The 23,426-nt window shown below is 62.5% G+C and carries 13 protein-coding genes; 5 read left to right on the top strand and 8 right to left on the bottom strand.

Features of this window, described 5'->3' with window-relative positions:
- Positions 1–173 precede the first annotated feature (173 nt).
- From LB310_RS04250 to LB310_RS04220, 7 genes are all read right to left on the bottom strand, one after another.
- Positions 174–1,181 carry an AraC family transcriptional regulator gene (locus tag LB310_RS04250; RefSeq protein WP_301154591.1) on the bottom strand — a complete coding sequence of 336 codons (1,008 nt, stop codon included), beginning with the start codon at positions 1,179–1,181 and terminating at the stop codon, positions 174–176.
- Positions 1,178–2,650 (bottom strand): ABC transporter ATP-binding protein, encoded by a 1,473-nt coding sequence (locus tag LB310_RS04245; RefSeq protein WP_301154590.1) that lies wholly within the window; start codon positions 2,648–2,650, stop codon positions 1,178–1,180. The genes LB310_RS04250 and LB310_RS04245 overlap by 4 nt, the downstream gene beginning before the upstream one ends.
- Positions 2,650–3,384: an energy-coupling factor transporter transmembrane component T gene (locus LB310_RS04240; protein WP_301154589.1), complete on the bottom strand. Its 735-nt coding sequence runs from the start codon at positions 3,382–3,384 to the stop codon at positions 2,650–2,652. Before LB310_RS04240 ends, LB310_RS04245 begins: the two co-directional genes overlap by 1 nt.
- 11 nt (positions 3,385–3,395) lie before the next feature.
- On the bottom strand, positions 3,396–4,013 hold the full coding sequence (locus tag LB310_RS04235; RefSeq protein ID WP_301154588.1) for an MptD family putative ECF transporter S component: 618 nt from the start codon (positions 4,011–4,013) through the stop codon (positions 3,396–3,398).
- Positions 4,014–5,040: 1,027 nt separating this feature from the next.
- A complete protein-coding gene (locus LB310_RS04230) occupies positions 5,041–5,472 on the bottom strand; it encodes a metal-dependent transcriptional regulator (protein WP_301154587.1) in 432 nt (143 codons plus the stop codon).
- Entirely contained in the window at positions 5,460–7,193 is a 1,734-nt protein-coding gene (locus tag LB310_RS04225; protein WP_301154586.1) for an ABC transporter ATP-binding protein, read from the bottom strand. Before LB310_RS04225 ends, LB310_RS04230 begins: the two co-directional genes overlap by 13 nt.
- Positions 7,194–8,999 carry an ABC transporter ATP-binding protein gene (locus tag LB310_RS04220; protein ID WP_301154585.1) on the bottom strand — a complete coding sequence of 602 codons (1,806 nt, stop codon included), beginning with the start codon at positions 8,997–8,999 and terminating at the stop codon, positions 7,194–7,196. It lies immediately after the preceding gene.
- Positions 9,000–9,173: 174 nt separating this feature from the next.
- Between LB310_RS04220 and LB310_RS04215 the strand changes: the two genes are divergently transcribed.
- The 5 genes from LB310_RS04215 (at position 9,174) to LB310_RS04195 (ending at position 14,339) form a co-directional block, all read left to right on the top strand.
- Positions 9,174–10,154 carry an AraC family transcriptional regulator gene (locus LB310_RS04215; RefSeq protein WP_301154584.1) on the top strand — a complete coding sequence of 327 codons (981 nt, stop codon included), beginning with the start codon at positions 9,174–9,176 and terminating at the stop codon, positions 10,152–10,154.
- 155 nt (positions 10,155–10,309) lie between these two features.
- The gene (locus tag LB310_RS04210) at positions 10,310–10,930 is read left to right on the top strand and encodes an MptD family putative ECF transporter S component (protein ID WP_087192219.1); all 621 of its coding nucleotides are present in this window, start codon (positions 10,310–10,312) and stop codon (positions 10,928–10,930) included.
- 24 nt (positions 10,931–10,954) lie between these two features.
- A complete protein-coding gene (locus LB310_RS04205; protein WP_301154583.1) occupies positions 10,955–11,692 on the top strand; it encodes an energy-coupling factor transporter transmembrane component T in 738 nt (245 codons plus the stop codon).
- Complete coding sequence (locus LB310_RS04200; RefSeq protein ID WP_301154582.1) at positions 11,689–13,305, top strand: ABC transporter ATP-binding protein; 1,617 nt, start codon at positions 11,689–11,691, stop codon at positions 13,303–13,305. Before LB310_RS04205 ends, LB310_RS04200 begins: the two co-directional genes overlap by 4 nt.
- The gene (locus LB310_RS04195) at positions 13,302–14,339 is read left to right on the top strand and encodes an AraC family transcriptional regulator (protein ID WP_301154581.1); all 1,038 of its coding nucleotides are present in this window, start codon (positions 13,302–13,304) and stop codon (positions 14,337–14,339) included. The genes LB310_RS04200 and LB310_RS04195 overlap by 4 nt, the downstream gene beginning before the upstream one ends.
- Positions 14,340–15,452: 1,113 nt before the next feature.
- On the opposite strand, the gene LB310_RS04190 is transcribed toward LB310_RS04195, so the two are convergent.
- Complete coding sequence (locus LB310_RS04190) at positions 15,453–23,339, bottom strand: FctA domain-containing protein (protein ID WP_278806870.1); 7,887 nt, start codon at positions 23,337–23,339, stop codon at positions 15,453–15,455.
- Positions 23,340–23,426: the final 87 nt, after the last annotated feature.

The raw sequence follows: 23,426 nt of genomic DNA, 5'->3' as shown, positions 1-23,426 counted from the left end.
CGGCTCTCCGGGAAACACCTGCTGTTGTCGACATAGCCTCACTCCCTCCGGCGGCGTGCTGGCGAGGCGCGTGCGCGCCTCACCCCAATTGTTATCTAAGGTTTATTATTGGACGTGCCGGACGTTGCTTCAGCCCCGTTCGGGCCGAAGTGTTCCGATTGGGCAGAACGTGTCTATCCGCGGCGGCGGTACTCGCTCGGCGTGACGCCCGTGGAGTCCTTGAAGGCCACGGAGAATTTGGAAGGACTCTCGTATCCGACGAGGGCGCCGATCTCAGCGACCTTGCGGTCGGTCTCCCTGAGCAGTTTCGCGGCGAGCTCCATCCGCACGGTGCGCACGTACGCCGCCGGGGAGGAGCCGTAGACGCCCTTGAAGCACTGCTTGAAGGCGGTGAGGGACATGCCGGCGTCTTTCGCCGCCCGCTCGACCGTGACGCTCTCGGAAAGGTCGGACACCATGAGGTCGTGCGCCTTCTTGACGCGGGCGACCTTCGAGCGCGGGTAGTATCCCGTTCCGTAGGTGTGCATGCCGGGGTCCGTCGAATCCAGGAAGAGAAGCAACTCGAGCGATTTGATTTGGCAGTACGCCTTCTGCTTCTTCACGGGCGCAAGGTAGAGCTCCGAGGCGATGTGGCTCGCCTGCTTGCTGGCATGCAGCAGAAACGGCCTTCCCTCCCGGCAGAACCGCCTTTTCAACTCGGAAAGGTCGACGGCGAAGCCGGGGAGCGCCCGCCCGATCGAGGCGGGCGCGAACGAGAGGTCGAAGGAGACGGTGACCCCCCGGTACCGGCGCGTGGGGAAGACGAACTCGCCGGTATGGCACGCCCTGTCGTCGACCTTGAGGTCGCCCGAGGAGACGTAGGCGTACGACCCGCCGGGCATGGGCTGCTCGATCCTGCCCTCACGGCACCAGTCTATGCACAGGACGTCGCTGTCGGTCGAGAAGGAGGAGACGCAGCGCTCCATGCGGAAGTCGTTGAACGAGACGGTGATGCCCGGGAGGACTTCGATGAAACGTATCTCCCCGAATCCGTCGTCGCCCTCGACGCGCAGCACGGCCTCCCCGGCGGCCGAGGCCAGGTGCGCGCCCGCGCCCGGAGTCAGGCTCGACGCCGCGTCGAGCGAGAAGGGGAAGGCGGCGTCTTCGCCGTCCGAGAATATGCTTTTCCGCCTGACGCTCACCGAGCCGCCCCCTTGCCCGCTGGGACGCCGAGCTCGACAACGCCGTCGCAGCAGCGGTTGAGGAGCTCCCTGTCGTGGGTGACCAGGACGACAGCCGCCCCAGCCTCGGCCAAGCCCCGCACAAGGCGCGCGACTTCGACCATGTGCTCGAAGTCGAGCCCGCTCGTCGGCTCGTCGAGGAGCAGCACCCTCCTGTCGGAGAGCAGGGCGCATGCGAGGGAAAGGCGCTGCTTCTGCCCGCCGGACAGGGACATGGGATGCGCCTGGGCCTTGTCGGAGAGGTCGAGCCTGGAGAGCGTCTCCCCGATGCGCGCGCGGGTCGGCTCGTCGTCTCGACCGCCGACCGCCAGGAGGCACTCGTTCCAGACGCTGTCCGTGAAGAGCTGATGGTTGACGTCCTGCATCACGAGCGCTGCCGACCGCCTCCTCTCTTTCCGGGTTTGCCTGCTCCCTCCGAACCGCACATCGCCCGTCTCATGTCGCTCAAGGCCCGCCAGACCGCGCAGGAGCGTCGATTTGCCGGCGCCGTTCTCGCCCAGGACGCCGAGCACCTTGCCCGCCGGCGCAAAGACGCTGACGGGCTCGAAGACGGGACCGCCCCCGCGCACGACGGCGTACGCGGAAAGCTCGAGCCCCTTCGGCTCGCCGCCGGCTACGCTCTCGCCGCCGGGCGCGGCGCGGGGGACCGTCACGGAAAGGGCCTCGTCGGGATCCGTCGCGCGAAGCCCCAGCGCCTCGCGCTCCTCCGAATCGAGGGCCAGCAGATCTCCCGGGGATAACTCGCGGGAAACCCGCCCGTCCTCGATCAGCACCGCCCTGTCGATCAGGTCGGAGGCGAAGTAGATCCTGTGCTCCGCGATGACCACCGTCTTCCCTTGCGCCTTCACCGCCGCCATCTCGTCGTGCAGCGCCTCCACGGAAGACGCGTCGAGGTTCGCCGTCGGCTCGTCGAGGACGAGGACATCCGGGCCCGCGATGTCGGCGGAGGCGAACACCAGGCTCTGCTTCTCCCCGCCGCTCATCTTGCTCACGTCGCGGTCAAGCAGGCGCTCCGCCTTGAGCGCAGCGACCGTTCTTGCGATCCTGCCCTCGATCTCCTCGACCGGGACGCCGCGCGATTCCAGACCGAAGGCGAGCTCGTCGTTCGAGGTCAGGTTGAAGAACTGGCTTTTGGGGTTCTGGAACACGCTCCCGACGAGCTCGGCGAGCTCGTGCATCTCGCAGCTCGACGGGTCGAGGCCGCAGACCCGAACCTCGCCCTCGAGGACGAGGCTCGGCTCGAACGAGGGGATCAGCCCGTTTATGCACTTCGTGATGGTCGTCTTCCCCGAGCCGGAGCGCCCCATCAGAAGCAGGCATTCGCCTCTCCTCACCTGGAGATCGACGTCGTCCAGGATCAAGGCCCCGTCGCTCGAGGCGCAGCTCACGCCCGAAAGCGAAATCACCGGCTCGTCCTTGCGAAATTCCATCAGAGCTCACCCCCGAACAGCACGACCAGAACGACCGCGGCGGCGGAGACCGCCAGAACAACCCAGTCCGCCGTCCGCATCGAAAGACGCTCGGTATCCGTCGAAGGCGTTGGGTTCTCGATGCCGCGGCACGTCGCCGCCTTCGCCAGCTCGTCGGCGGTCGAGGTCGCCGACATCACAAGCGGAACGACGAAGCACTCGACCCTGCTCGCCGCCGGGATATCGCGCAGGGCCATCGCATCGCGAACATGCGACGCCTCCTCCTTGAGCGTAGGGAAATAGCGCAACGTCACGGTCAGGGGAATGAGCACCGACCGGGGAATCCTGAGCTTGGCAAGCGCGGCAGCGATCCTGTGGACGGACGATTCGGAGACCAGGAGGGTCCCCACCATCAGGCACAGGTATATCTTCCTGGCGAACGTGAGGCTGATCGTGAACATAGTGGCAGCGATTCCCCCGACAGAGGGAAGGACAAGGTGCAAGAGCGCTGCCAAAACGGCATAGCCCGCGACAAATCCGAGGGCCATCCTCGGGTGCCCGCAGAGAGCCTGGAGCAGCGCCACGGCGCAGACGAGCGCAAGCTCGACGGCAAGCCCCTTTCCGACGAAGGCGAGCGCCGATACCGCAACGAGAACCCCCATGAGGGTTCTTGGATCGAGGTTGAGTACGCCTCGGGAACGGGGCTTTCCCAGGATGGCGCCCTTGGGAAGAAAAGCCTTTTCGTCGGCAAGCATCCCCTGTCCCATTACACGAGGCCCGCTTTCTCGAAATGCTTCTTGAACATCCCCTTCGCGATGTAGGCACCGACGAGCCCTGCAAGGAACGTGGCGGCGAACATCGCGACGAGCATGGTCGGGTTAGCAGCGGTCTCGAGCGTCGCAAGATAAGCGGCCCCCATTCCCTGCGAGGAGATCTGGGCGACGAATGAGTCATGGAACACCCAAAGCGGCAGAGGGCTGCCGCACATGCCGAACCCGAACACGGCGTACGCGACGGCGTTGCCGGCGAAGCTGCGGTACTTGGTGGCTGCGCGAATCGCCTCGGCGACAAGGCAGGCGCAGATCATCATCCCGAGGATGAGCGGCGTGAACATTCCGGTAATGAAGTAGACCAAGGACGGAACCATCCCCATGATGAGCACGGTGCCGAACTTGGGAACCTTGGCGCACGCCAGCATGAACGGGATCGCCGCAAGCAAGCCGTCGAGGGCGGGCATGAACACCCACAGATACGGATGGAGACCTGACAAGAGCATGCACGCGAAGTTCACCGCGAAATACAGCGCAGTGAAAATGCCTACTGTTATCAGGTCGCGGCCCTTGAGGGCACGTGAGTTCGGTTTGGAAGAATCGGCGCTACCCATCTTTCACTCCTTTGTTAGCCTATGTTAACTCATTCGCGAAGTATCCGATAGCTGCTGATGAACTCCTAGCCCAAATAGCCAGAATTGTTCCATTTGGACAGGAGGTTGCCCTTCGGGTCCATAATATGCGTCTCGGCGACTCATGCCTCCAAGCTGTCCGCCGTCCACCCCAGAAGACAAGCGGATTTAAACAGGGGTAACGAGAGGCGTCCTTTGAGCAGCCGAAATACATCTTTCGCGAGAAATCCCGCCTAGATGGAGAGCGAAATTCATATCTGCGTAGGCCGTTCATTTGCTTCAGCCTTGCTGTCAACGCAGGATATGTCGAGCACTCCCCGGTTCGAGAGAGGGGAGTGCGCAAGGACAAGGAATCTCAAAACCGTGCGCGCTATCGAGATGGGGCAAGCTCAAATCTTCTATCAGAGGCAGCGGTGCCGAGCGCTCCCGCGAGACGCTAAGGAGATTCGCGCTTATTCGCTGTTGAAGCCACAATCTATGTTCTGTAACGAGAAGGAGGAAGCCTTGCGTCATCGGCCCTTAATGATAGAATTTTTCAACCAAACCGCTAGACGATTGGCACGGTACCCGAATCGTTTTCCATGAATCGGCTATGCTTGATATATTCCGATAATTGGCAAGATCGCTTTGAGGGAAAAGCTAAAGGCCGCATCAAACGGCTTGCCCGATTGCCACTTCGACTTGATTTGCTTGGAGCTGCACAATGCTGAATGAGAACATAAAAATCGATTTGCATATCCACTCAATTGCCAGCAAATATAAAGAGAGCGTCGGGGTGGTTGACCAGTCGACCGCAGAAAAACTTCCCGTACTCTTCAGTAAATTCGAGATGGAAGGGATTAATCTCGTTTCGAGGCCAGATGTTAGCGTTGTTTCCTGAACTGCGACAACGGCCGCCATCGCCGCCGGCCGTTGTCGTTTTCCCGCCCGACGCGGAACCTCCGGGCAGATGAGGGCGACATACGCCGGTAAGGTCAGTGCGCCTTGTTCGGACCGGCAGGCGCCCACTTCATACGTCTCGTCCCCCTTCCCGCCAACCCCCGAGGTGATCCGCCAGGCGACGGAAGGAGTCCCCCGAGATGCAGTGCTCCATGCGGCAGGCCTCTTCCGACGCGACCTCCGCGTCCACCCCGGCGTCGAGGAGCATCCCCTCGAAGAAGCGATGCTTGGCGAGCGTCTCCTCGGCAAGACGGCGCCCTCCGGAAGTGAGCTTTACATCGTAGCCGACGACGCTCACAAGACCCTCGCACGTCAGGTTGGCAAGCGCCTTGGTGACGCTTGGCTTGGTAACGCCCAAAAACTCCGCCACGTCGACGTTGCGGCATGAGCCGCGCTCGGTGCGAATGACGAGGATGGCCTCGAGGTAGTCCTCGTACGACTTGCGGATAAAGGGGCGGGCGGAACTCTCGTCGAGGTTCCGACGATTTCCTACAGCGCCCATTGAGAGCTCTCCTGCTGCAGACGCACCATGCGGGCAAACAGACCGCCCTGTTCCATAAGGCAGGCGGGAGCGCCTTGTTCGGCGACCCTTCCGAATTCGAGCACCACCACCTTGTCGGCATTCGCCACCGTGCGCATGCGATGAGCGATCACGATGACGGTCTTGCCGGCAAGCAGCCGCGAGAGCGCCTGCTGCACCTCCGTCTCGTTCTCCACATCAAGCGATGCGGTCGCCTCGTCGAGCAAGACTATAGGCGCACCTTTGAGCAGCGCCCGCGCGATCGAGATGCGTTGACGCTCGCCGCCGGAAAGCCGCGCCCCATTCTCCCCGATCATCGTTTCGTAGCCCTGCGGCATACGCGAGACGAACCCATCGCAGTTGGCGGCCCGAGCCGCAGCGAGCACTTCCTCGTCGGTGGCATCGCGCCTTCCCAGGCGGATGTTGCCCATCACGGTGTCGTCGAACAGCAAGACGTCCTGGAACACCACCGAGAAATCGCGCAGCAGCACCTCGGGGTCCACCGTCGCCACGTCTACGCCGCCCACGCTCACGCGCCCAGACGTCGCGTCCCACAGGCGCGCCGCCAGGCGGGCGCACGTCGACTTGCCGGAGCCGGACGGTCCCACGAGCGCCGTGACCTCCCCTTCGCGTGCGGTGAAGCCCACGTGCGAGAGGACCTGCTCGCCGTCCCCGTAGGAGAACGACACGTCGTCGAACACGACGTCGTGACCTTGCGGCGCGTACGTTTCTCCGCCGTTCGCAAGCGGCTCGTCGTAGAAGCTCCTCATGCGCGCGCTCGCCGTCTTCGCCGCAAACAGCTCGGCGATGAGCATGAGACACTGGTCGAACGGCGCGTAGATGCGAGACACCACCAAAAGGAAGCAGAACAGCGTCATGAAGCCGCACGTCCCCTCGAGGACGAAGGCCGCCCCTGCCAGCACGGTGGTGGCGATCCCCAGCCGCAGCACGATCTGCGCGCCGTTCACGCAGATGCCCGTGGCAAGCTCGCCTTTCACGGTCTGGGCCTCCGCCTCGTCGATGTGCGCGCGAATGCCGTCCAGGTAGCGCTCCTCCTGGTTGGTCGCGCGCACCTCGCGCACGCATTCGAGCGCCTCTTGGATATCGTCAGACACAGCAAGGTTCTTCATACGCGTGGCGCGCATGAGAGGCGAAAGGAACCGGCGCGACGCGAACAGCAGCGCGAGCGCCACCGGCGCGCTCCACAGCGCCGCGATGGCAAGCCTCCAGTCGAAGGCTATCAGCCCGACTGCCGCAACGCCCAGCATGATGTAGGCGCCGTAGAGCTCGGGGAGCACGTGGCTGTAGGCGTGCTCGATGGTCTTCACGTCGCCCATGATCGTCTCGGTGAGGTCGGCCAGATCACGCCTGCCGAAAAACGACAGCGGGAGCTTGCGCAAGCGCTCCGCCAGCCCGATGCGCTGGCGACCGCTTTCCTTGTAGATCACGCCGTACTGGTAGTAGTAGGCGAGATACTCGGTGACGAACAGGGCGACGACGAACGCGGCGAGCCCCAGGGCGTACGGGGCGATGTCGGGCAGCGGCGCTCCCGACGTCAGATGGTCGGCGAACGCCCCCATCGCGAGGAACAGGATCCCCACGCCCGCGAACACCGCGATGTTGGACACGGCGGTCCACAGGGCCCCCAGCTTGACGTTGCGAACGCCCTCGTCGGTAAGCTCGTACTTCTCTTTGATGGACATCTAGGCCACCTCCTCGGACGAGATCTTCCAGCTGACCGCCTGCTCGTAGTCGGCCCACATGCGGGCGTACAGACCCCCGGCTGCCAGGAGCTCGTCATGCGTCCCCTGTTCGGCCACGCGCCCCGCGTCGAGCACCACTATCTTGTCGGCGTTGCGCACGGTCGAGAGACGGTGCGCAACCATGAGCACCGTGCGCCCGCGCGCGAGCTCCGAGAACGCCTTCTGGATCCTGGCCTCGTTCTCGGGATCGGCGAACGCCGTCGCCTCGTCGAGCACCACCACGTCGGCGTCCTTCAAGATGGCGCGCGCGAGCATGAGGCGCTGCACCTCGCCGCCGGAGAGGTAGGCGCCTTGCGCGCCATAGACGCTGTCCATTCCCCGGGGAAGCTTCGCTATGATGTCGTCGCACTGCGCTGCGTGCAGCGCCGCCCGCACCTCTTCGCGCGACGCGTCGGGGCGCGCCGCGCGCACGTTCTCGAAGATGCTCTGCTTGAACAGGCGGTTGGCCTGGAACACGAACGCCACGCGGTCCATGAGGTCGTGGGGGTCCATGTCGCGCACGTCCACGCCGCCGACGAGCACGCGGCCCTCGTCCACATCCCAGAAGCGCGGCACGAGGCTTGCCGCCGTGGTCTTGCCGCCGCCGGAAGGCCCCACGAGCGCCACCGTGGAGCCTGCAGGCACCTCGAAGCTCACATGGCTGAGCGCAGGCTCTTCCGCACCTTCGTAAGTGAAGCTCACGTCCTCGAACGCGATCGAGTTGCCCTTGGGCGCCTGCGGGCTCGACGGCGCCTCGATCACGGGAGCCGACAGCACCCCCTCGACGCGAGACACGGCGTCGGCCGCCGATTGGAACGCCTCGGACATGAACATCACGCGCGTCATGGCCGTGGGGACGACCGCCGAGAAGATGGCGTAGAACGCGAAGTTTGCCGCAAACATTCCGAAATCGCCCTCGCCCGGCGCGAGAAGGATCGCCACGGGCACGAGGAACGCCGCCACGCCGTTGATGACGGTCAGCGACAGCGACTGCGGGGTGCGGCACCACTTGACCGCGTAGTCCTGCGCGAGCCGCGTGAAGTCCTGGATGGCGTCGTGGAACGCCTTGAACGAGTGGACCGTCTGCTGGAACACCTTCACCACGGGGATTCCACGCACGTACTCGGTGCCCGTCTTGTTCATCTTGACGAGCGATTCCATGTACTTCGTCATGAAGTCCATGCCGCGCCCGCCCATCATGTAGAACATGCAGCAGAGCGAAAGGACGACGGGCACGAGGCACGCGAGCCCGAGCCTCCAATCGAACGCGAAGAACAGCACGAGCATGCCGGCTATCATGGCCACGGATCCTGCGGTGTCCGGCAGCTTGTGGGCGAGCAGCCCCTCCGTCTCCGCTGCGCACCCGTCCACCACGCGCCGCAGCGCGCCGGAGGCATGCGTGTCGAAGTACCCCAGCGACGTGCGCATCAGATGCTCGACCGCCCTTTTGCGCATGTTGGACGCGCAGCGAAACGCCGCCAGGTGCGTGCACATGAGCCCTGCGAAGTACAGCAGGATGGACGCGACCGAGAAGCCGAGCGCCCACCATCCGTAGGCGGCGATGCTCGTCGCAGCGCTCCAATCCGGCGCGACCGCGATGAGGTCGCGCGCCACGAGCCAGATGCAGACATACGGGCCGAAGCCCACGATCATCGATGCCGCCGAGAGCGCGCAACCCAGGTACGTGAGCGCCTTGCGCGGCCCGGCGAAGTCGAGCAGCCGCCCGACGGCGCCCTGCTTGCGGGACGGCCCTCCCTTTCTGTCCATACGAAACCTCCAATCTTGACCCTGCGCGCCGACGTCTGAATCCAAGACCCTCGACGCACTTGATAGTTAGTTGTGGTAAACATATCATTATGGACGGGTCCTCTCTTCCAAACCCGGAAACAGAAGACATCCTCGAAACTAATCGGGACAGGCACGAAACACAGGAGCAAAAGCATGGGCGCACCGCAATCGAATCTCCCGCAGCATTTGCGGACGTTCGTCGAGCCGCAGATAGAGCAGTTCTCCCTCAGGATGGAGCGCGTTCGCTGCGGTCTGTACGCGACGCTTCCGGAATCGCTCGGCGAGGGGTTCCTCTGGACGGCGGCACTCGGCGAGGACTGCCTTGTCAGCATGCACTCGCTGCGGCTCAAGAAACCGTTCGTCCTCGAGGAGCGCCCGACGGACTTCTCCTGCATCTTCTCCGGATCGCGCGCAACGCTCCAATCGATGCCGAACGTGCCCGCCGAAGCACCCGCAGAGCGCGAGAACCTCGCAGCGTTCTCGCAGGCGCGCGGAACGACGCGCTGCCTTTTGCAGGAGGGAGTTCTCTACGAGTCGACGAGCATCACCTACACGCCTGGCTACTTCGACGGCATGAGAAAGAGGTTCCCCGACGATTTCAGGGACGTCGAAGCGGCGATCCGCGCGGGCGTCGCCGCGAACCCTCCCGCCGAGATGCGCTTCATCCTGAGATCGTTCACCCCCGAGCGGGCGTCGCTGCCCGGAGCCGCGCCGTACTTCCACGCGAAGGCGCTCGAAGCGGTTATCGCCCTTTCCGCCCAGCCCGACCCTGACGCCGACGACGAAACGATGCGCGGGGATCGCGCGCTCGTGGAACGCGCGGAAAAGATCATCGCAACGCGGTTTTCCGAGGGGCTCACCGCAAAAGCGATCGCGGACGAGCTCTACGTGAGCCGATCGCGGCTCTATGGCGCATTCAAGAACGTACGCGGGGCAGGCGTGGCGGAAACCCTACGGGCGGAGCGCATGAAGGCGGCCTGCGGCCTTCTTAGCTCCGGGAAGGCGAGCGTGGCGAACGTGGCGCGCGCGGTGGGATACGCACGCGTCTCGGCGTTCGACGAGGCCTTTCGCCGAACGTTCGGATGCCCGCCATCCCAGTGGCAGCGCCGCAGCTCCGAGCGCCTGGAAAACTAATCAATTTTTCTTGTAGAGAACGCGGCGTTTTAGAGCATGCGCGGCTGCCCAGAGTTGCAGCTCTATGCGTATCCGACAAAATGGATTGTTGTTTCATAAGGTTAACTTTATGCAGGGCACGGCGGCCAAAGATCCGCACGGGAAAGGATTCGCACATGAAGATCACCGGAAACGCATCCGCCTCCGCACCGAAAACGGGAGGGAGGCTCGCAGGAAAAGACTTCATCAACATAGGCATCTTCACGGCGATCTACTTCGTCGTCGTGTTTGCCGTGGCGTGCCTGGGGTTCATCCCCATCCTCATGGCGGCGATCTGCGGAATCGTTCCGCTCTTCGCGGGCATCCCGTACATGCTTTTCCTCACGCGCGCCCGTAAGTTCGGAATGATCACGATACTCGGCCTGCTCATCGGCATCATCATGTTCATCACCGGCATGGGGTACTTCTCCATCGCGACGGGTCTCGTTTTCGGGCTCATCGCCGACCTCGTCTGGAAATCAGGCGGCTATGCGTCGGCATCGCGCGCCATCCTGTCTCACGGCATATTCAGTTGCTGGATCATCGGCAACTTCCTCCCCTTCCTCCTCACCGCCAACACGTACCTCCCCACCGTCCGTGCCCAATACGGCGACGCCTACGTGGACGAACTCATGACCTACCTGCAACCGGAGCTCTATCCGGTCCTGCTCGCAGCGTGCTTCGTCACGGGGGTCGTCGGCGGCTTCATAGGGCGCGCCATCCTGAAGAAGCATTTCAAGCGCGCGGGCATCGCATAGGGCATCGCGAGAGGGTCTTGGACAATGGAGCTGCTTCGGTCAAAGGCGGGAGAGCGGACGGTACGGCTCGACCCGCGCACGAAGATTGTGATGCTGTTCGCGGTTTCGACGGTGCTCCTGCTCGGAGGGAACGGAGGGGCGATGTTCGCCGTGCGCACGGCGATGCTGCTGTTTCCGTTCGGGCTGCTCGCGATATCGGGGCGCGTGCGCGCGGCGGGGCTCATGCTCGCGGCGTATCTCGGGACCTGCGCGCTTGCCGCGTTTGCCGCACCCGCGCTTGAAGGCTTCACGAACGCGATCATCGTGGCAACGGCAACAGTGGTCTCCCGCTTCGTACCCACGCTCGCGCTCGCGTATTTCGTGTTCGCCACGACGACGGTGTCCGAGTTCATGGCGGCCATGGCGCGCATGCGCATGCCCGACTGGATCACTGTTCCACTATCGGTGCTGTTCAGGTTCTTTCCCACGCTCGGGCAGGAGGCGCGGGCTGTCAACGCCGCCATGCGGATGCGCGGCATCACCCCGATCTCCCGCGGGATCGATTATGCGGAGAACTGCCTCGTCCCGCTCATGAGCTGCGCCGTCTCCATCGGCGAGGACCTATCTGCGGCCGCTCTGGCCCGAGGGCTCGGCGCGCCCTGGCCGAGGACGAACACCGGCAGCATCGGGTTCACGCCGGTCGATGCCGCGGTTATCGCCGCATCGCTTGTCGCAACGGCAACCCTCGCCTTAAGTCTCTTTTTCCCGGAGGCGATCGCATGAGCAGGGAATCGAAAACCGAATCCCCCGTCCTTTCCATGGACGATGTTTCGTTCTCCTATGCTGGAGGGCGCTACGGGGCAGGCGTCGAGGGGATCTCCTTGTCGCTGGGAAGAGGCGAGGTGGCCTTGCTGTGCGGGCCGTCCGGCTGCGGCAAGACCACCGTCACACGCCTCGCGAACGGCCTCGCCCCGCATTTCTACGAAGGGACGGAAACCGGCACCGTGAGCGTGTGCGGCATCGACGTTGCGCGCGAGGAACTATGGAAGACCGCGCGGTACGTCGGCAGCGTCTTTCAGAACCCCAAAACCCAGTTCTACAACGTCGACGTCCGAGGGGAGGTCGCTTTCGGGTGCGAGAATCTGGGGTTCGAACCCTCCGACATCGACCGACGCGTGGACGCTGCGGCAAGGGAGTTCGACCTTGCGCCCCTGATCGACGAGAGCCTCTTCTCTCTTTCGGGTGGTCAGAAGCAGCGCGTGGCGTGCGCGAGCGCCGCGGCGGTATCTCCCGCGCTCGTCGTGCTGGACGAACCGTCCTCCAACCTCGACTTCGAGGCGATCGCGCAGCTTCGCTCGGCTATTGCACGCTGGAAGGCCGAAGGGGTCGCCGTGCTCGTGGCGGAGCACCGAATCCATTACCTCGAGGGAATCGCGGATCACGTGCTTTACCTCGATGACGGCCGCCTCGCGCGCCGATGGACGGCCGACGAGTTCGCGCGACTCGATGACTCCGAGCGCATGCAGCTCGGACTGCGCGCGCGAAGCGTCGACGGCATCTTCCACGGCAACGGTCGCTACAACGCCTCGGCAAAGGCCGAAACGCAAAGGGCGGCGGCCGAGAAAGAAACGGTACGCTTCGAGGGCCTGACGGCGCGCTGCCGGAAGAACGGAGCCTTCGAGAGGATCCTCAAGGTCGACAGCCTCGAGCTTCCCGCCGAGAGCGTCACGGCTCTGGTCGGCTCTTGCGGCGCAGGCAAATCGACGTTCGCCGAAGCAGTATGCGGTCTCAACCGATGCGACGGAACCGTAACTTTGAGAGGAGATCGTTTGGGAAAACGCGCCCGCAGGCGCAAATGCTTCATGGTCATGCAGGATGCAAGTCACCAGCTCTTCTCGGAAAGCGTGCTCGACGAGGTGACGCTCGGTATGGAGGGTCCCGATCGGCAGCGGCGCGGCCTCGGCATCCTGCGCGACCTCGACCTCGACGCTTTCGCCGAGGATCACCCCCTGTCGCTCTCGGGCGGGCAGCGTCAGCGCGTCGCCATCGCCCAGGCGCTTGCCACCAACCGTCGGCTCGTCGTTTATGACGAGCCGACGAGCGGACTCGACCTCTTCCACATGCAACAGGTCGCCGAGGGCATTCGCCGTTTGTGCGAACACGGCATCACGCAGGTCGTTATCACGCACGATCCGGAATTCGCGCTATCGTGCTGCACGCACGTCGCCGTAATGGATGGGGGATGCATCACGGAGGTCTACCCGCTCGAAGAGGACGGCATCAACCGGTTAGCATCCTTCTTCTGCTCGAAACACCATGCAGAAGAAAAAAGGGGGCTCGCCAATCCGGCGGACACCCCGACGTCCTTCCTCGCGACAAAAGGGGTGAATCCATGACGGTGTTCGACATACTCGCAAGGAGAAACGCCGACAAGCTGCGCGCCATCAGAGCGGATGGGGCCTCTGTTCGATACCACCTGCGCATGGACGACGGCACGGCGGGCGTCATCGACGCGTTCGAACTGTTCGACGGCGTGTCCCTGGCGTTCAACAGCATTCCCCAGGGCACCGCGACATGGGATGATGTCGAGCCGCTCGAGCTCCAGATCGACTGGTGCTTGCACGGTCGATTCCAGCTTGACGACGGCATCCGTCTCGGAGAAGGCGAGCTTGCCGTGCACGACGAGCGGGTGAGAAAGCGCTCTATGGAATTTCCCGCGCCGCTGTACACGGGGCTCACCATCAGGATCAGCCGGTCAGAGGGAGCGAAAACCCTCTCCCGCTCCCTATCTGCAACCAGTCTCGACTTCGACGTCCTCGCACAACAACTCGCAGGGTCGAGCGGCTGCAAAGTCTATGCGCCCGACCCCTCGATGAAGGCCCTCCTCGAATCGTTTTGGGACATCGACGAACGAGAACCCCTGATGCGGCTACGCCTCAAAACGCTCGAACTCATTGCCCTTGTCAACGCGACCCCTCGTCTTGCCCCGCGGACAGAAGACTACCAGCGAAGAAGCACGATCGACTCTCTTGAACGGGGCATGTGGCTTCTCGGATCGAATCTCGAGCATGACGTCACAGTAGCAGATGCGGCGAAAGCGTCATGCATGGGCATATCCGCCTTCAAGGAAAAGTTTACGAAAACGTTCGGGGTCACGCCGATGGCATTCCGCCGCCAATGCCGCATGGAACGTGCTGCCCAGCTACTTGAAACAACCGAAAAGAGCATCTCAACCGTCGCACTTTCAGTGGGATATCGCAACCCAAGCAAGTTCTCCGCCGCTTTCGCAGCGACCTTCAAGTACTCGCCTTCGGGGTACCGAACCGCAAACCGCTCAGGTAACATGCATCTAACAAATTCTTTTCAGTCACGCGAGTTGAACATGAAGCGCAAACTCTGTCGAACTTGCGCGTCCGGGCCTAAACATTAAAGGCTCGACAGTTCACAGCTCTCAATCCAAGTCGAATCACCCCAAAAGTATCGCGAGTTTACACAGGAATATTGAAGGAAATGCCTTGAACAGCAGAAGCATTCCTTTTGAGTTTCCTCAGGAATGACACTCGGATGATCGACGCTGGCAAGTGTGCCGCCTTCTTCAATGCATCTTTGGGAAAACCCTAGCCAGACGAGAGGTGTTGTCATATCAGGAATAAGATATTTAAGCAGGTCACGCAACAAAGCCATCTTTCACTAAAACACAAGTCGAAAACTCATGCAATGGCGATGCGCAAAACAGCTGAGCTTGAAATGAGTTTTCTCCCGAAGGAGCTAGCGGGATACAACCAACAATGGAAAGCAACAGCGGATAAAACGAGAGCGAAATTGCAAAAGCGGAACACTTTTCTTTTATCGGGTGAAAATAATTATCTGAACAAGTAAAGCCTTCTGATCTGCGATTATTTTAGTACGCAATAGTAAACAAACCACTGGCGATTTTAAAGAATGATGAGTTCCTAACGATTTCCCCGAAAACATCGATTTTCGGGGGGGGGGAGTTTACTTTAAGCACTGTTAGACGATGTTTAACCATGCTTACCCATAGGCGCTTTGCAAACCACCTGATATTATCCCTACAAGTTTGCATGATGCAGAAAAACGCTCTGTAATCACCCCCTATTCTTAAGGGATCAAAATCATAAAATCCTAGATCAAAAATGAGGAGTAATAAATTGGCTTAAAATGGTAAAACCGAGCGCTTCAAGAGCAGTTACAGTACAAAATTGCAAAACGACCTTGCGAATCAGCGATTACAAGCCCTATTGGGAAAACGGCGACAACGGCGGCGGACGCCGCTGCGGAGCTCAGAAGCCCATGCGGGCATCGCATATCGTCGTGGCCTTCGCCCGACCTTTTCGGCCATGGCGAGATGGCTCCCGAAGCGACTTGCGCACGGCGAGGGGCGGCGCATGACCCTGGTCATCGACACGCGTCCAAGCGGTCAAAGCGATCGCCCGCCGCCTCGCGGCTCGCACCCAGGCGGGAGGCCGCCGTCTTGCAGCTCGGACCCTCGTCGAACAGGCCCGCGGCGACCTCCCCCGCCTACCTACTCCAGCGCATCGCGGCCGCCGCCAAACCGGCGCGCACGTCGCAGGCGCGCCGCCGCCAGCGCAGCGACCCCCAGGGCCGCGGCCGCCAGGGCCGCTCCGGCGATCGCGGCCGCAGGGGCGGCGTCGCCGGTCCTCACGAGCGCGCCGCCGCCGTCGCCTGCCGGCGGCAGGGGCTTCGGTCCCGGACCGACCGGCGCGGCATAGGCATTGCAGAACACCATGTCCTCGGCGCCCTCCACCGAGGCGGTCAGATGGCCCTCCCCGTCGTCGGCCACCGTCACCACGACCTCGTGCCTCGCGTCGTCGTAGGCCACGCCCTCCTGGCCGTCGTCCACCTCGACGATCGTGTAGGTGTAGATACCCGCCTGCGTGAACTCGACGGTCGGGAACGTCACCGCGCCGCCCTCGTCGTTCCTCGCCTCGCGGAACACCTCGCCGTCTCGGTCGAGCATCTGGAACGTGAACTGCCCGTCGGCCAGCTCGGCGCCCTCGAGCACCTTGGCGGCGCCCAAGGTCACCGAAGCGGGAGCGGCGACGTAGGAGTTCCGGAACACGATCTCCTCGCTGCTGGCGCTCCACGCCACGGACATCGTGCCGTCGCCGTTATCGGTGACGGTCGCGGTCAGGGGGTGAATCGTACCATCGTAGGTGACGCCCTCGAGGTCGCCCTCGGGAACCATCTCGGATAGCTCGAACTTGTACGTACCCGGCGCCATGAACGCGATGCCGCCCAGGGACACGTTGCCCTCGGCGTCGCTCACGCCCTCGGAAACCAGCGTGCCGCGCTCGTCGCGCAGCTCGAAGGCGAACTCGCCCTCGACCAGCTCGCGGCCGGTCAGCTGCTTGGTCACCTTCACGGCACCCTCGACGCTCGGGTCAGTGGGCGACACCGGGTCGGTGGGCCGCACCGAGTAGGTGTTCACGAAGGTGAAGTCGGTCGCCTCGCCAGCCGTGCTCTTCGCGACGTCCAGCGTGCCGTCGCCGTTGTCGGTCACCGTCACCTCGATGGTCTTGACCTCGGCATCGTTGACCACGCCCGCTACCGAGCCGCTCTCGGTGATCTCGTAGGCGAAGGTCTTGGTGCGCTGCGCCGCCATCGGGGCGACCTCGGCAGCCTCGCCGGTCGCCTCGTCGACCGTCGGCTCCTCGGGTGCCGCGGCCTCGCTGCCGAAGACGTTCTCCATCGTGTACACGATCTCGCCGAAGTCCACGTTGCCGAAGGCGTCGTTTGCCACGGTCTTGGCATCGCCGCTGGATCCCTCGGGCATCGGCGCGCCGCCAGAGCCCTTCATGGTGAAGGAGAATTTGCCCGCGATGTCCGGCGGGGTCAAGCCGTCGGCAGCATCCAGCGCCTTTGCTCCCTTGATGGAGATCGCAGCCGACTCGGAAGCGCCATAGGCGTTCACGAAAGCCATTTCGGGCTGGCTCACCTTGGCGGTCAGCGCGCCCTTGCCGTCGTCGGTCACCTCGACCGCGAAGCTGAAGCTCTTCTCGACAGCCGCCACGCCGCCGTCGAGCGAAGCCTCGTCCTCGGCGACGATGTACTGGTAGGCGTACACGGCAACGCCGTCAGCGCCCTCGGTGCGCGTGGCCGCGCCGCTTGCGGCATCGGAGTTCAGCTTCTCCGTTGTGTAGACGATAGGATCGAAGGCCACGGTTCCATCGGCCGCATTGGTGCCGCGCGCAACCTCCGCACCGTTCTTGTCCGTCACCACGAACGAGAACTCGCCATCGGCCATCGGGCGTCCGATCAGCTCCTTGGAGGCCACGATCTGCGCCTCGCCCTCGCCGCCGACCGTTGCGGAATCGGTCTCGTAAGCGTTGTCGAACGCCAGCTGCACCGGTTCGCTTGCGGCGCGCGAGGCGGCTTCGCCGGTATGCGTGGCCGCAAGCTCGCCGTTCACGTACACGTCCACGGTTAGCGCGCCGTCGCCGCCGTCCGACACCGCGAACCTCAACTCGTACACGGTGTCATCGTAGGTGTAGCCCTTCGCGCCGTCGTCGATCTCGGACACCTTGTAGGTGTACGTCTTTCCCGCATCGGCCTTCTCGAACACCAGACCGGTGGAGACGGGCACGACATCGGTGGCAACGTTGCCGTCAAGCTCGGCATCGCCGGTGGTGTACTCCCTGTTCCCGCCCAGCTTGTCGATGGAAGCCTGGTCCTGGCCTTCCATCTTGAAGTCGAACTGCCCGGCTTTGATGGCATGCCCGGTGAGGTTCTTTACGATCTCCAAGCCGCCACCCGCAACCGTGTCGAAGTCAACCTCGCCCGTGTCGTACGTGTTGACGAAGGTGCCATCCGCCACGGTCGCGCTGGCAACCAGCTTGCCGGCGCCGAGATCGGTCACGGTAACCTCCACCTTGGCGGTGTTGGTGGCGTACGCGATGCCCGCGTTGCCGCCCGCAACCTCGTTGACCTCGTACTCGTAGGTGCCCGCAGCCGCGTACTCGATCGCGCCGAAGTCGAACTTCGCGGTCTTGCCGTCATCCTCGGTCGGAGCGTTCACGACAACGGTATCCACCGCATTGCCCTCGGCATCGGTCGGCATCGGCGCGTCGCCGACGGGCGTCAGCGTGAACTCGAACGCATAGTCGTCGGTCCATTCGCGGCCCTCGAACACTTTGGCGAGCTGGAAGCCGGCGGGCACGCCCGTGGCGGCCTCGGCGTCGTAGGTGTTCGTGAACGCAGCCACGCCGTCGATGGTGGCCACCAGCTGGCCCTTGCCGTTGTCCGTCACCTCAACGGCGATGGTCTTGGACGCGGCGTCGTACGTCCAGCCCGCAGGCACGTCACCCTGCGCCTCGTCCTCAACAACCTGGAACTGGTAGATTCCCTTGGCCTTGAAGGTGAACATGCCGAAATTCGCGGTCTTCTTATCGCCCGCGCCGAAGTTCTCGGTCACGGAAGCCTTGTCCGCGCCCTCGGCAGCCTCGACGTTGTTCCACTTGGCGTCGTCGGGGTTCACCTTGCTCAGCGTGAAGTTGAAGTCGGCCTCGGTGCCCTTGCCCTCAACCGTCTTCTCAACGCTCAGATGCTGCGTGGCGTCGTCGCCACCCACAATTACGGGTTCGGCCTTGTAGCTGTTGGTGAACGTGGGGTTGTTGCCGGAAACGGCGTTCACATGCAGCGCGCCGTCATATTCGTCCTGGGCGTTCCGCGGGCTCACGGTCACAGTGATGGTGTACGTGCTTTCGTCGTACGTCCAGCCGTCGACACCCTGGCCGCCCTGGTTTTCCGTCACCTCAAAGGTATACTCGCCAGCCTCGACGAAGGCCAACGTGCCGAAGGAAATCGGCGTGGAAGAGCCGTCCGCCAGCGTGCCGCTAGTGGAGGCGGTCATCTCGCCGTTCTCGTCCAAGCCCTCAACGTTGGCGGCATTGTTCGAGGTCAGCCTCAGCGTGAAGTCGAACCGCGCATCGGTGTCGGCGCCCTCAACCTTCTTGGTCACGCTCAGCGCCGTGCCGCCCTCAAGCACAGCGGGAGTGGGCTCGTACACGTTGGTGAACGAAACCTTGGCCGCCTGACCCTCGTCGGAGTTGTAGGTGCCCACAAGTTCGGGCGTGCCAAGTTCGCCCTCGGCGTTGGCGGTTCGGTGCACCTTGGTCACGGTGTGCATGGTGCCGTCAAGGTCGTCCACGACCTCGATGTCAACGCGGTAGGTGTTCTGGTCGTAGGTCAGCGAGGGCTTCTGCTGCGCAGGCAGCACCTCGTCGACGATGTAGGAATACGTCTTGCCCGCATCGGACTGGGTGAACGTCAAGCCGAACAGCTTGGCAGCGCTCCACTCGGCACCCTCTGCGCTATCGCCGTTGGTGAAGCGCTTGTCCTTGTCGGACAGCTTGGCGTTGGCGTCGACCGCAGAAACCGTGCCGGACGCAACGCCCTCGATGGTGAACTCGAATTCGCCCGCGAACATCGGACGACCCTGCGTGGCCTTCGCCACGGCCAAGCCGCCGGCATTGCCATAGCTCATCGAAGCGGTGTAAACGTTCGTAAACGCGTTGCCTGCGGCATCGACATTGGTGCCGTAATCGACAGCAGCCTCAAGCGCGCCCGTTTCCTTGTTCAGGGTCACGTTCACGGTCACGGTGCAGTCGTGCGTGTCGTAGTTCACACCACCGGCCTTGTCAGCCTCGGCGGGCACGTTCTCGCTCATGGCGAACGTATAGGTGCCCACCTTGGTGAAGGCGATGTCGCCGAAGTTGAAGTCAACGGCAACGCCGTCCTCGCCGCCCTTCGCGGCGGTGGAGGTCAGGCCGTCGGTGGTGATACCCCTCACCGTGTCGTTGTTGATGGCGGCAACCGTGTTGCCCGTCGGCGTCAGCCGGAAGGTGAACTCTTCGCCCTCAAGCATGTCGCGCCCGGTCATGGTCTTGGTGCCCGCAACGGCGGTGTCGCCGGAAAGCGTGGCGGAATCGGGGGTGTAGCTGTTGGCGAACGCAATGGCGTCGGCATCGCCCTCCGCCGTGGAATACGTCGGGGTGGCGGTGATGTGCGCGTGGGCGTCATCGCCCTCGCCCTCCGTCTCTTCGGTCACTTCAACCTTGACGGTGTAGACCGTCTTATCGTAGCTCATGCTCTCTTCGGTGCCCGCGACCTCGGCCACTTCGTACACGTAGGTGTTGCCCACGCATGCGGGGCCGAAGATGATATCGGGGAAGTTGAACGCGTCGGCCACGTTGCCCTGCTGCATGGTGGTGCCTTCGGCACCGAGGGGCATCGGCACGTCAGCCGCAGAGATGGTCAGGTTCTGGTCGGAACCGCCATCGGTAACGTAACCGCCCTTCGCTTTCAGCTGAAAGGTGAACTTGTTCTGGTCGATGGGGTTGCCTCCCTGGCCGCCCTCGGCCACGGAGTTATCCGTGTAGCCCTTCGTGCCTTCGAGGTTCAGCACGGCATTGCTATCGATGGTGTAGATGTTGTTGAACACGGCGGTGTTGCCGTCGGCGATCTCGGGCTCAACCAGTTCAATGCCATCGTCGCCCGTCAGCTTCTCGACTTTGGGCGTAGCCGTCATGGTGCCGTCGCCGTTATCGACCACGCGCACAATCACGCGCCACTGCGCAGCGGAGTAGTTCACGCCCACCAGGTTGCCGCGCTGCTCGGTGATGGAGTAGCGGTATTCGCCGGGCTTGGTGTACGTGATGGCGCCGAAAGCGGCCGTGTGATCCGCGGTGTTCTTGCTGACAGTCTCCGTTGCCGGGTTGGGCAGCGGGGCGCTGTCCGTGGTTCCAATGGTGAAGGCGAACTCGTCACCATCGCGCCAATCGCGGCCGGTGAAGCCCTTCCGCACCTTCAAGGTGCCGTCAGCCAGCTGGGTTTCCGCGGCCTTGTATTCGTTGACGAACTGAGCCGTGGCAATTTCGCCCGCCGCAAACGTGCCAGCAGTACCAGTTGTTTGGTCGGCCACCTGAGTGAAGCCCGCAACCGGCTGCTCGGTTACGGTGTAAGCGCCACCCGCAGGCAAGCCGTAAATGTAGAGAACCTGATTGGGCTTGATGGCATGCGCGGCTTTGCCGTCCGAAACGGCTACGGTGAAGCCCGGGTCGCTCACAACAGCCCCGTTCTGCTTCACCTCGGCCTTGTACGCGCCATTGGGCACGTTCTCAAACGCCATGTCGAACGTGAAGTCGGTGTCCGTGTAGTTGGAGGCATCGAAGCCTTCCGCCGCAGTGATGCTTTTCTTCACTTCAAGCGTGGCGCCCTGCTCGACGGACACCTTGCCGTTGTTGCCGAGCGAGACGACAATGCCGCTTTGGTCGTCGTTCCAACTGGGCGAGATGAATCTCCCGGCAGTGCCGGTAATATTAGAATCCTTTTCAGCGATGAAATCGTTCGTGCGATTCAAACGCGGAGCACCCGCCTTCATGAAGGCATTGCCATCACTATCGGCACTCCAGTTGTTGGCATGCTGGCTCTGGAACACACTCACAGGGATGGCGATAGCCTCTGTCTGCGCCGTGCCGACAGTGCCGTCCTGCGTGTAGAACTCATTCTTGTAGTACACGGTTTCGGTCTGCCGACCTTCGATATCATTCCGGGTGGCACGCTTCGTGCACCCTTCGTCGGTGTACAGCGGCGTGTCCTGGGTGAAGTAGTAGAACTTGTTGGTGGACGCAGGCGTGAACGTGGCGGTAGTGCCAGCGGTTTTCGCGTCGCGATTCCAGTCGTTGGAATAGAAGGCCACGGTGCCGTCTTCGGTCTTGTTGGCGGCGATGTAGGCGCTCATCGCGTTATCGGGGTTGTTCACCTTGTCCTGCACGCCATCCTGCAAGCCCACGCTGTAGAACACTCGGATGGGATACGCCTCATCCGTCTCGAACGTGGTGCTGCCGTTTTCCGTCTTGACCGTGTAGTTGCGCAGCGGGATGAGCTGAGCGGGGATCTTCACCTCCACGGTGTCACCCTTGCCGTTTACACCCGGCGTGACCTTCATGATGAGGTTCGAGAGGTTCGCGTTCGGGTAGACGGGATTGCCCGACACCTGGCTCTCGAACGTGTAGGTGTACGAGCCATCGTCGGCCACCCCGGACTTCTGCCCCGTGAACTCCTGGTTCGCGAAGACGACCGTCGCCGTATCGCCCTTGACCTCCATGTAGTCGCCGAGCGTGTCGGTGAACGTGATGTACCCGCCATTAGCCCCGGCGAAACCCTCCTCGGTATCAACCTGAGTGGGCGAACCGGCGGCAGTCGCCTGCTCGTCGAAGATTTCCTGGAAGATGCGGTTCAACGATGCGGCGTCAGTTGCGGCCTTGTAGTAGTCGCCTTCAACGCGATTATCGCCCCATGTAACATTTAAAGTGTTCCAGCCGCTCTCTTCTCCCCAACCACCTTGCTGCCATCCACTATACGTAGCCGTAGCATTGGGATAATTGCTGGAAACAGCATTCATGAACTTGTTGATGTTTTGGGATGTATCGCTAGGGTCGGCACCTTCGACCATCCCGACGCTGTAAATGATAACACCGGATTCTTTCATGGTATTCGCCGTATTGATGGCTTCAGCGGCAAGGTCGGCATCCCAGTTACGATTCGCCTTGGAAGGCTCGCCATCCGTGAAGAAGATGACAACCTGCTGGGCATTCTCGCGCGCGTCGGAAAGCGCCTGACGAGCGGATTCCATGCCCTTGTTGGAATATGTGTTGCCGCCATCTTCGTAATTAACTTCGTTCACAATACTGTGAAGCTCGGCGGCATTTTGAGGATTCGCGTAGGTAAGGCGCTTTTCAATCCTCGCTTCGTCAGCATAGGTAACAAGCGCGATGCGATGCTGAAGATCGCCAGACAGCTCCTTGTTCGCGTCGACGGCATAGTCGATGAAGTCGTTGGCGGCGTTCTTTAGAGCCTCGATGCGGCTCAAGCCACCGATCTTCTCATAGAACTGCGTGCCTTGACGGTCGCCCACGAAGGCCTTCGGGGTTACGGAGTTCCAGCGACCGCCCAGCACACCGCCGTAGTAACCCCACTCGTTCTCCTGCGCGTTCCACTGAAGCTCTTCATAGCTTCCTCCAAAGAAGCCCCCGTCGTAATAATAGTAGGTCTTGCTCGTATCCAAATTGTCGGCATAAACCTCAACGTAAGACTCTTCGGAATCCGTCTGGCGCATAGAATAGGACTCGTCCATAACAAGCACGATATCCAATGGCTTGCCGGAAACGGAAGTCAGGTTGGAAGTTGAGGAAAGTGCCGAGAGACCCACGAGGAAGTCGGCGCCGTCGGCTTTGTCCACCTTGATGCTGTCTGACGTGCTGCCGGACAGCGTGATGTCATCTGTTTGAACCGTCTTGTCGGTCCAGATGCGACCGACGTTCTCGGTGCTGTTTTGCGCGTGGCCCTTCCACGTATCAAGCGTGGATTGATCGGCCACCACAGCGCTCATGTCGGCGAATGCCAAACCCGGCACAAACGAGAGGACGAAGACGATTGCGGCTAAACAGACGATTAGCCTAGAACTGCGCCCCCCCCC

The organism is Gordonibacter sp. RACS_AR49 (genome assembly GCF_030418435.1).
Classification (GTDB): Bacteria; Actinomycetota; Coriobacteriia; order Coriobacteriales; family Eggerthellaceae; genus Gordonibacter; species Gordonibacter urolithinfaciens.
This window is presented reverse-complemented; position numbering and strand designations above follow the sequence as displayed.